The organism is Pseudomonas sp. A25(2017) (assembly GCF_002001065.1).
In the GTDB taxonomy this organism is placed as follows: domain Bacteria; phylum Pseudomonadota; class Gammaproteobacteria; order Pseudomonadales; family Pseudomonadaceae; genus Aquipseudomonas; species Aquipseudomonas kilonensis.
This window is the reverse complement of sequence record NZ_MUOA01000039.1, coordinates 1-10063: the sequence shown is the minus strand read 5'-3', so window position 1 is coordinate 10063 and position 10063 is coordinate 1. Positions and strand designations below refer to the sequence as shown.

Sequence of the window (10063 nt, the reverse complement as noted above, 5' to 3'; positions counted from 1 at the left end):
TCGCGAGCAAGCTCGCTCCCACAGGGGATCTATGGTGAGCGCCTGATCTGTGAACGCTCGAAAACCAGTGTGGGAGCCGAGTTTGCTCGCGATGACGGCGATACATCCAACATCATCGGCACAGGCAGGCCGCTATCGCGAGCAAGCTCTGCTCCCACAGGGGATCTATGGTGAGCGCCTGATCTGTGAACGCTCGAAAACCAGTGTGGGAGCCGAGCTTGCTCGCGATGACGGCGATGCATCCAACATTATCGGCACAGGCAGATCGCTATCGCGAGCAAGCTCGCTCCCACAGGGGGTTGGTGGTGAGCGCCTGATCTGTGAACGCTCGAAAACCAGTGTGGGAGCCGAGCTTGCTCGCGATGACGGCGATACATCCAACATCATCGGCACAGGCAGGCCGCTATCGCGAGCAAGCTCGCTCCCACAGGGGATCTATGGTGAGCGCCTGATCTGTGAACGCTCGAAAACCAGTGTGGGAGCCGAGCTTGCTCGCGATGACGGCGGTACATCCAACATCATCGGCACAGGCAGGCCGCTATCGCGAGCAAGCTCGCTCCCACAGGGGATCTATGGTGAGCGCCTGATCTGTGAACGCTCGAAAACCAGTGTGGGAGCCGAGCTTGCTCGCGATGACGGCGGTACATCCAACATCATCGGCACAGGCAGGCCGCTATCGCGAGCAAGCTCGCTCCCACAGGGGATCTATGGTGAGCGCCTGATCTGTGAACGCTCGAAAACCAGTGTGGGAGCCGAGCTTGCTCGCGATGACGGCGGTACATCCAACATCATCGGCACAGGCACGCCGCTATCGCGAGCAAGCTCGCTCCCACAGTTTTGATCCTAGTGTTCGTGGACTCAGTGTCGACCAGTGCTACCACAACTTAGAAAAAGTTGTATTGAATGCCGACCCGCAGGCGCAGTTGGCGATCACTGTCGACCGAGTTGACTTTGATATCGCCCACTTCAAAGAACGGTGCCCAGCGCTTGTCCCACTTGTACTTGACCACCGCATTCTGTTCATAGTCGTCGGTGCCACCGTTATAACGGATGTAGTTGGCATCGAAGTACGTCAATTGATACTCATACGCCCATGGCCCTTGGTTGGCGTAGTTGACGTACACGTCGTAGCGATGGATCTTCTGGTCGTCCTGGCCGTTGTCCGGTACGTCATGGTCGACCTTGTCACGGTCGAGCTTGGAGGAGTCGTAACGGTAGCGTCCGGCGATGCTCAGCTCCTTGGTGATCTTGTAGGCCAGGCGCATGCCCATCTTGTAGGTGGTGGATTCCTCATCGCTTTCCATGGCGAACGAAGGCGTCAACGTCCAGCGGTCATCGATCTTGTGCTGATAGTTGACGGTGAATTCATGGCCGCTGCCGACGGTGTTGTCGAAGGCAACGTCTTCGCGATCACCGGCGGTCTTGTATTTGAGTTCACCTTCCAGACCCACACCGTTGTCCAGCCGAATACCAAACTTGGCACGGTCGGCGTGCATGCGGGTTTTTTCCGCATATTGATGGCGTACGTTGATATAACCGGTATCGGCCTGGGCAACAACCGATGTGAACAACGAAGCGACAGAAAGTACTACGAGTGTCTTTTTCATGGTTTTTATTCTTGTTGGTTTAATAGTAAGTTGGGGTAAACGCCAAATCACAGGCGAGCGCGTGCGCGGCATTGATACCTGGGGCTCAACGTCTTTTACGGGTTAAAACAAGTACAACTGTTTAGTTAAAACAAAACTCAGACAGCGATAGGTACACGCTGTATGTCCCGACTGGCCTGCACCAGCAAACGGGTGTACGCATGGGTGGCGCCATCGCTCGCCAGCAGATGACTGTCGAGCGTCTCCACCACCCTGCCTTGCTGCATCACCGCCAGCCGGTCACACAGGTGCGCAACCACCGCCAGATCATGGGTGACCATCAGATAGGTCAGCCCTTCCTGGCGACGCAAGTCGGCCAGCAGGTTGAGGATCTCCGCCTGTACCGAAACATCCAGCGCCGAGGTCGGCTCGTCCAGCAACAGCACCCGGGGACGCAGGATCAGCGCCCGGGCAATCGCCACCCGTTGGCGCTGACCACCGGACAACTGGTGCGGATAACGAAAGCGGAAGCTGTCGTTCAAGCCGACCTTGCGCAGGATTTCACTGACCTTCTGTGCACGCCCGTCGATGCCATGGATGCGCAACGGTTCTTGCAGCGCGGCATCGACGGTATAGCGCGGATGCAACGAGGCATACGGGTCCTGGAACACCATCTGCACGGTGCGGTAGTGGTTCAGCGGCAGGTTGCGGGTCACGGCGTGGCCGGCGACCCGCAGTTGTCCGCTCCAGTGTTGGTACTGCCCGGCCAGGCAGCGCAGCACGGTGGTTTTGCCCGAACCGGACTCCCCCACCAGACCAAATGCCTCACCTTCGGCGACACTCAAATCGACGTCGTGCAGTACTGTGTTCAGTGCCGCGCCCGTGCCAAAACTGAGGTTCAGGCCGGCGATTTCAATCATGCTCATGACAGGCTCCTCAAGCATTCAACCAGTGGGGGTCGCGCTGCAGCACCGGCAACGTGGCGCGCGGATGGTCCAGGCTCGGCAATGCGGCCAACAGGCCCTGGGTGTAGGGATGGGTGGCGTTATCCAGATCGGCGGCGGCAATCGACTCGACCACGCGACCGGCGTACATCACCAGCACGCGATCACAGAAATGCCGCACCAGGTTCAGGTCGTGACTGATGAAGATCAGCCCCAGGTCACGCTCGCTGACCAACTCTTCCAGCACGTTGAGCACCTGTCGGCGCACCGACACGTCCAGCGCCGAAGTCGGTTCGTCGGCGATGATCACCTGGGGATCGGTGATCACCATCATGGCGATCATGATCCGCTGGCCCATGCCGCCCGAGACCTCGTGGGGGTACAGGTCGTAGACCCGCCGAGGGTCACGAATGTGCACCTTGGCGAGCATGTCCAAGGCGCGTTCGCGGGCTTCGCGATGGGGCACCTTGTGATGAGCCAGGTAGGCCTCGGCGATTTGTTCACCGACCCGCACCACCGGGTTCAGCGAGTACTTGGGGTCTTGCATGATCATCGACATGCGCGCGCCGCGAATCGCCTGGATCTGCTTTTCGCTGGCGGCCAACAGGTCGATGTCGGCGAAGCGCAACGTCTTGGCGGTGACTCGCGCGGTCGGCGGATGCAGACGCAAAAGGCTGCGGCCGACGGTGGATTTGCCCGAGCCGGATTCACCGACGATGGCGAGTTTTTCCCGGCCCAGGGTGAACGACACGTCACGCACCGCCAGGGAGTTTTTGCCAGCGTTGCGAAACTCCACGCACAAGTCCTGTACCGCAAGTTTTATCTCAGTCATGGCCTGTTCCTCAGGATTGGCTACGTGGGTCGAGGACATCGCGCAAGCCGTCGCCCAACAGGTTGAAGGCCAGGCTGACCAGCATGATCGCCGCACCGGGCGCCGCCACCAGCCACCAGCTTTCGAGCATGTAGCGCCGCCCGGTAGAGATCATCGCGCCCCACTCTGGCAACGGTGCCTGGGCGCCGAGGCCAAGAAAGCCCAGGGCGGCGGCGGTGAGGATGATGCTCGCCATGTTCATGGTCAGGCGGATGATCACCGACGACAGGCACATCGGGATGATGTGGCGCAGGATGACCCGGGTACTGGAAGCGCCCTGAAGTTGCACCGCGACGACGAAGTCGGCGTTGCGCAGCGGCAGTGTTTCGGCGCGGGCGAGCCGGGCAATCGGCGGCCAGGCCGTCAGCGCGATGGCGATCACCGCGTGCTCCAGGCCTGGGCCGAGGGCGGCGATGAAGGCCAGCGCCAGGACCAGGCTGGGGAACGAGATGAAGATGTCGGTGATGCGCATGAACAGGCTGTCGACCCAGCCACCGAAGTAACCGGAAACCGTGCCGACCAGCAGGCCGATGGGGCCGACAATCACCGTCACCAGCAAGACGATGTACAGGGTGATGCGCGAGCCATACACCAGCCGGGCGAAGACATCGCGACCGTATTCGTCAGTGCCGAACCAGTGCGCGCTGCTGGGTGCCTGCAACGCGCCGGCGAGGTTCTGCAGCAGCGGATCGTGGCCGGCGATCCAGGGTGCGAAAGCCGCGACCAGCATCAGGGTAGCGACGACGACCAGGCCGGCGAAGGTCATCGGGTTGCGCAGCAAAAAACGCAGCAGGCGCAGGGTGCTGGCGGCCATCGCCGCCGAACTGGAAGCCGGCAACGTGGCGCTACCGGGGGCGCTGGAAGCAAGGGGCAGGTTCATTAGCGAGTCCTCGGGTCGAAGATCTTGTACAGCGCGTCGCTGATCAGGTTCAGCGTCACGAAGATGAGGCCGATCAACAGCACGCAGGCCATCACCGCGTTCATGTCACCGAGCAGCAAACTGCTGGTCAGGTACTGGCCGAAGCCCGGCCAGGCGAACACGGTTTCGATCAGCACCGCGCCCTCCAGCAGGCCACCGTAGGCCAGCGCGACGATAGTCAGCAGTTGCACGCGGATGTTGCCGAAGGCATGGCCCCAGACGATGCGGCGCTGGGACAAGCCCTTGACCCGGGCGGTGATGATGTACTCCTGGGACAGTTGCTCGAGCATGAAGCTGCGGGTCATGCGGCTGATGTAGGCGACCGAGTTGAAGCTGAGGATCACCGCCGGCAACAGGATGTGGCGCAGCGCACTGCGAAAGGCCTCCCACTCGCCGGACCAGGCAGTGTCGATCAACAGCAGCCCGGTGTGTTTCGGGATCAGCCCGTCATAGGCCAGGCCGATGCGCCCGACGCCACCGGCCCAACCCAGCCAGGCGTAGAACACCAGGAAAGCCATCATGCCGATCCAGAAAATCGGCGTGGAGTAACCGAACAACGTGATCAACCGTGCGACATGGTCACCGGCGCGCCCCTGATGCGTCGCCGCGTAGACACCCAGCGGCAAGCCCGCCAACACGCCGAACAGAATGGCCAGGGTGGCCAGTTCCAAGGTGGCCGGGAAGACCCGGGCGATGTCGGTGATGACCGGGTTGCCGGTCAGCAAGGCCATGCCAAAGTCACCGTGCAGCAGGTCGCCAAGGTAGATCGCGAATTGGGTCCACAACGGCTTGTCCAGGCCCAGCTCTTTGTACACCTGGGCGTAGGCCGAGGCGTCGGCGTCCGGGCCAACGATGGCCAGCACCGGGTCCAGGGGCATCACCCGCCCGATGAAAAAGGTCAGCAGCAGCAACCCCAGCAGCGTCACCGCCACCGAGCCACTGCGCCGGGTCGCCGAAGCGGCCCGAGTTGTCCAGATTGAAAAGGATGCAGTCGACATGTTCATTCCTGCCTTGGCCCTGTGGCCGTCGATTTCAGCGCTGCTTGTAGACGTCCCGAAGACGCGTGGTGGCGGCGGTGTGGCCGATGTAGTTGCGCACATCCGCATGGATCACCACTTCGTCCACCATCTGTGAGACCGGCATGATCGCCCCGGCCTGTTGGTCGTAGAGGGTCTGGATCTGCGCGTAGATTTCGCGCTGGCGCGCGGGGTCACGCTCGCGCTCGGCTTGCTCGATCAGTTGATTGAGCTGCGGGTTGAAGAACGAGGTACGCCAGCCCTGGAAGTTGCTCAGCTTGGCTTCGGTGCGATTGTCCGGGTTGTACACCAGGGCCCGCAGGCTCGAATGCGGATGACGCTCCGCCCCGCCGCCGCCACGACCGACGAGGATGTCGAACTGGCGGTCGCGCATCGCCCCATAGATCTGGTTGCCGGTGCCGGTGATGATCGTCGCCTGGATCCCCGCCTGGGCCAGTGTCGCTTGCAGGCTGGTGGCGATGTTGATGAACGGCGGATCGGTCAGCGAACGGATGGTCACCTTGAAGCCTTCGGCATGTCCGGCCGCCGCCAGCAGGCGCTTGGCCTCGGCCACGTCCAGGCGATAACCCGGATCGTCCAGGCGTGCCGGCAGCCCCAGTTGCAAGGGCCGCTGATTGATCACACCGTAGTGCGGCATGACCACGTCATTGATGCCCTGGTAGTCGATCAGCAGGCGGATGGCCTGGCGCACGCGGATGTCCTGGAACAACGGTTGCTGCATGCTCATCGCCACGTAGTACAGCGTGCCGCGGGCTATGCTCTGGATGCGCACTTCATCGACCTTGCCCAGCGCCTTGATGTCGGTGGCTGCCATGCCGCGGGCGACGTCCAGGTCACCGCGCTCGACCATCAGGCGCAGTGCCTGGGACTCGGTCATGTTGCGCATGATCACCCGTCGTAACTTCGCGGGGCCGCGCCAATAGTCGTCATGACGACTCATCAGGATCACATCGTTGGCGCGCCAGATGTCGAGCTTGAACGCGCCGGACCCGGCCGTGTGCGTCGCCAGCCACGCCGCGCCCTGGTCGTCGCCGACCTGATGTTGCAAGGCGACGCTGCGATCGATGATGAAGGCGCTGGGTGACGTCGCCAGGGTGTTGAGCACCAGCATCGGGTCGGTGACGCGCGGCAACTCCATGACAAAGGTGTGCGGCCCTTCGGCGCGCATCAGTTTGACGACGTTGTCGGCGGTGAAACCGTAGGCTTTCCAGGTGGACGCCAGGGCGCGGTTGAGGGTAACCACGCGCTGCAACGACCAGGCGACGTCTTGCGCGGTCAGGGGCGCACCGGAGTGAAAACGTACGTCGTCGCGCAATTGGAAGGTCAGGCGCATGCGGTCGGGGCTGACGTCCCAGGTTTTCGCCAAGGCCGGAATCAGCGTGTCCGGTTGCGCCGCATCCTGTTCCAGGAGCATGTCATAGACGTTGGCGTTGACTTCGGCGACCTCCAGGCCGGTGGCCGCCGCAGGGTCCAGGGACAGCAGATTGATCATGCTCATGCCCACCACCAATTGGTCGGGGGGCGTTTCGCCTTGGGCCAGGCTGACGGGCACCTGCACTGCGCACAGGGCCACGGTGACACACAGCAGCCTGGTCAGGCGCTTGGGCCAGAGATTCATGGTTCAGTCCTTTCTTATATTTATAAAGACTTGTCGCCCGGGCAGCCATCGGCCTCAGGCGTGGAACAGGATCAATGTCGGGACAGGGTGTTGGCCTCGATATACGCGAAATTGATGTCCTCGCCCAACCCCGGCCGGTCGGACAGGTGCACAAAACCGTCGGCATCCATCGGGTCGACGATGCTGTTGAGGTGCGCCGGGACTTCTTCGTAGTCGAGGAACGGGTGCAGCAGCCCGCGCTCATACCAGCGGCAATTGCTGATAGCACCGACCACCGCCAGGTTCGCCGCACCATTGCCGTGGACTTCACAGTCCATGCCGAACGACTCGGCCAAGTGCGCCACCTTCAGGCACGGCCCGATACCCCCGACCCCGGCCACACCGGCACGCAGGATGTCACAGGATTTCTGGGTCACCCAACTGGCGCGGCTATGAAACTTGCCGGCGATGCTTTCCGGGCCCAGCACTGGAATGTCCAGGTTGGCCGCCAGCCAGGCATAGGACTCTGCCGAGTCTTCCATCATCGGCTCTTCGAACCAGGCGAAATTCAGTTCCTGTAGGGCCTTGCCGATGGTCAGCGCGTCCATGCGGCTGTACCAGTGGTAGCCGTCGAGCATCAACGCGATGTTGGGCCCGACCGCCTCACGCACGGCGGCGCAGGCCTGGATGTCCATCTGTGGGTTCGGCGCGAAGGAAATCGGTGGCATCCAGGTGTGCAGCTTGATGGCCTTGTAGCCGCGCTGGACCAGCTTTTCGGCGAACTGACCGTACTCGTCCGGCGTCGACAGGCCACCTGGCAGGTCATCGCCGCACATCGTCGAGCCGTACGCCGGGACCTTGTCGCGATAACCGCCAATCAACTTGTGCACCGGCAACTTGAGCGCACGCCCGGCCAAGTCCCACAACGCTTGCTCCACCAGCGCCAGCGCCCGATCAGTGAACTGCCCGGCACTGCCGCGTTGCCAGTGCGCCAGGTCCTGCCAGATGCTCTCGCGATCCATTGGGTCGCGACCGATCAGCACTTTGCGCACGAAGGATTCGATGATGTGCGGACGAATCAACTCGGGCGGGCCGAAGGCATAGCCCTCGGAGCCATCGTCGCAACCGATTCGCAGCAAAGCCATCTTGATCATGACCTCATCGCCTGGATGGGCATGGCCGGCGCTGTCCTGGGCACGGCGCGAAGGGGTGGAAAAAACTTCGACGTGAACGCCTGTGATTCTCATGGGGAGGAACACCAATGTTGTTATTGTTTATTTGTATGTCGTCATACAACGTGACGGATTATTCTGACGTTGCTGGCGGACTGTCAACCCCTACATCGCAATAAAACTTGCGTACTCACGAGATTTTTCGCGGAGACGTGATCATTTCCACGGGCGAAATCTTAATAAGTCGTCATACCACGAGACATGAGGTGATACCACTTGCCGCAGACGAGGTAGTGCCTTGAAGGCTGAAGACGTGGGCCAGGAGATGGGCAATTGCGGGAGCGGGCTTGCTCGCGAAGGCGGTCTGTCTGAGGCGGTGATGTTGGCTGTGCCGCCGTCATCGCGAGCAAGCTCGCTCCCACAGGGGATCTCTGGCGGACGCCAAAGTTGTGAACAGCCGCAATCAAAAACTGTGGGAGCGAGCCTGCTCGCGAAGGCGGTTTATCTGAGGCGGTGATGCTGGATGGGCCACAGTCATCGCGAGCAAGCTCGCTCCCACAGGGGATCTCTGGCGGACGCCAAAGTTGTGAACAGCCGCAATCAAAAACTGTGGGAGCGAGCCTGCTCGCGAAGGCGGTCTGTCTGAGACGGTGATGTTGGATGTGACGCCGTCATCGCGAGCAGGCTCGCTCCCACAGGGGGTCGGTGGTGGACGCAGAATCCACAGCCATGCCCACCCTCGCCCCATGGATTCACCGAGCTTTGGCGTGAGACTGAAAGCCAGTAGCCATCACCGACCCTTTACAGTTTCCCGCCCCAGCACGGTTATTGACTGAAACCTTTCGAAATGAGCCGTTTGGGATGTTTCAGCCCGATACAAGGAGGGCTCTAGCGCAATCTGTCGAGATGTACAGCCAAAGGACGGTTTTCCTGTTAACCGCACTCGACAAGTTGTTTTTCTGCCTAGACTCATCATTGTTCGGCCGTGCGCTGTGTTTTGAATGAGCCCGCACGAAAATACTAAAAACAAGAGGAAAGCCCGTAATGTTCAAACCTATCTGGAAAGCGCTCGCTTGCACATTGGCCCTGAGTGCGATGAGCACGGCCATGGCGGCAGATCCGGTGGTGATCAAGTTCTCCCATGTCGTCGCCGAACAAACACCAAAAGGCCAAGGCGCGCTGCTGTTCAAGAAACTGGTGGAAGAACGGTTGCCAGGCAAAGTGAAGGTCGAGGTCTACCCCAACTCTTCACTGTTCGGCGACGGCAAAGAGATGGAAGCCTTGCTGTTGGGCGATGTACAGATGATCGCGCCGTCGCTGGCCAAGTTCGAGCAATACACCAAGACGGTGCAGTTGTTTGACTTGCCGTTCCTGTTTGATGACATCTCCGCCGTGGACCGTTTCCAGTTGAGCCCTGAAGGCCAGAAACTGCTCAAGTCCATGGAAAGCAAGAACATCACCGGCCTGGCTTATTGGCACAACGGCATGAAGCAGCTGTCGGCGAACAAACCGCTGCGTGAACCCAAGGATGCTCGTGGCCTGAAGTTCCGCGTACAGGCATCGGCGGTACTGGAAGAGCAATTCAAGGCAGTGAACGCCAACCCGCGCAAGATGAGCTTCGCCGAGGTTTACCAAGGTTTGCAGACCGGCGTGGTCAACGGTGCGGAAAACCCGTACTCGAACATCTACAGCCAGAAAATGCATGAAGTGCAAAAGTACATCACCGAGTCCAACCACGGTTTGCTCGACTACATGCTGATCACCAACACCAAGTTCTGGAACGGTCTGCCACCGGACATCCGCACTGAACTGGACAAGATCCTGGTAGAAGTCACGGCCCACGTGAACAAAGAGGCGGCACAACTGAACGAGCACGACAAGCAGCGCATCCTCGACGCCAAGACCACCGAGATCATCACCATGACGCCAGAAGAACG

The 10063-nt window shown here is 60.8% G+C and carries 9 protein-coding genes; 2 read left to right on the top strand and 7 right to left on the bottom strand.

Translation table 11 applies throughout. The features are described from left to right. Nucleotides 1–82 precede the first annotated feature (82 nt). Entirely contained in the window at nucleotides 83–841 is a 759-nt protein-coding gene (locus B0E42_RS29645) for a hypothetical protein (protein WP_139353085.1), read from the top strand. A 43-nt stretch (nucleotides 842–884) separates the two neighbouring features. Here the strand turns inward: B0E42_RS29645 and B0E42_RS03430 are convergent, their stop codons facing one another. The 7 genes from B0E42_RS03430 to B0E42_RS03400 form a co-directional block, all read right to left on the bottom strand. Further along, a complete protein-coding gene (locus tag B0E42_RS03430) occupies nucleotides 885–1607 on the bottom strand; it encodes an oligogalacturonate-specific porin KdgM family protein (RefSeq protein ID WP_077505668.1) in 723 nt (240 codons plus the stop codon). Nucleotides 1608–1744: 137 nt separating this feature from the next. Further along, nucleotides 1745–2512 (bottom strand): ABC transporter ATP-binding protein, encoded by a 768-nt coding sequence (locus tag B0E42_RS03425; RefSeq protein ID WP_053178236.1) that lies wholly within the window; start codon nucleotides 2510–2512, stop codon nucleotides 1745–1747. 10 nt (nucleotides 2513–2522) lie between these two features. Then, nucleotides 2523–3362: an ABC transporter ATP-binding protein gene (locus B0E42_RS03420; RefSeq protein WP_018614073.1), complete on the bottom strand. Its 840-nt coding sequence runs from the start codon at nucleotides 3360–3362 to the stop codon at nucleotides 2523–2525. A 10-nt stretch (nucleotides 3363–3372) separates the two neighbouring features. Beyond that, nucleotides 3373–4281, bottom strand: coding sequence for an ABC transporter permease (locus B0E42_RS03415; RefSeq protein WP_018614072.1), 909 nt, complete (start codon nucleotides 4279–4281; stop codon nucleotides 3373–3375). After that, entirely contained in the window at nucleotides 4281–5318 is a 1038-nt protein-coding gene (locus tag B0E42_RS03410) for an ABC transporter permease (RefSeq protein WP_024616252.1), read from the bottom strand. The genes B0E42_RS03415 and B0E42_RS03410 overlap by 1 nt, the downstream gene beginning before the upstream one ends. 34 nt (nucleotides 5319–5352) lie before the next feature. Beyond that, a complete protein-coding gene (locus B0E42_RS03405) occupies nucleotides 5353–6975 on the bottom strand; it encodes an ABC transporter substrate-binding protein (RefSeq protein ID WP_024616253.1) in 1623 nt (540 codons plus the stop codon). Nucleotides 6976–7046: 71 nt separating this feature from the next. Continuing rightward, on the bottom strand, nucleotides 7047–8201 hold the full coding sequence (locus B0E42_RS03400; protein ID WP_018614064.1) for a mandelate racemase family protein: 1155 nt from the start codon (nucleotides 8199–8201) through the stop codon (nucleotides 7047–7049). Nucleotides 8202–9170: 969 nt separating this feature from the next. Between B0E42_RS03400 and B0E42_RS03395 the strand changes: the two genes are divergently transcribed. Continuing rightward, nucleotides 9171–10063: TRAP transporter substrate-binding protein (locus tag B0E42_RS03395; RefSeq protein ID WP_077505666.1), on the top strand; the 893-nt coding region annotated here is incomplete at its 3' end.

Coding starts and splice junctions, on each gene's coding strand:
- B0E42_RS03405 (WP_024616253.1), bottom strand. CDS start 6,975: ATGAATCTCTGGCCCAAGCGCCTGACCAGGCTGCTGTGTGTCACCGTG.
- B0E42_RS03425 (WP_053178236.1), bottom strand. CDS start 2,512: ATGAGCATGATTGAAATCGCCGGCCTGAACCTCAGTTTTGGCACGGGC.
- B0E42_RS03430 (WP_077505668.1), bottom strand. CDS start 1,607: ATGAAAAAGACACTCGTAGTACTTTCTGTCGCTTCGTTGTTCACATCG.
- B0E42_RS03415 (WP_018614072.1), bottom strand. CDS start 4,281: ATGAACCTGCCCCTTGCTTCCAGCGCCCCCGGTAGCGCCACGTTGCCG.
- B0E42_RS03410 (WP_024616252.1), bottom strand. CDS start 5,318: ATGTCGACTGCATCCTTTTCAATCTGGACAACTCGGGCCGCTTCGGCG.
- B0E42_RS03420 (WP_018614073.1), bottom strand. CDS start 3,362: ATGACTGAGATAAAACTTGCGGTACAGGACTTGTGCGTGGAGTTTCGC.
- B0E42_RS03400 (WP_018614064.1), bottom strand. CDS start 8,201: ATGAGAATCACAGGCGTTCACGTCGAAGTTTTTTCCACCCCTTCGCGC.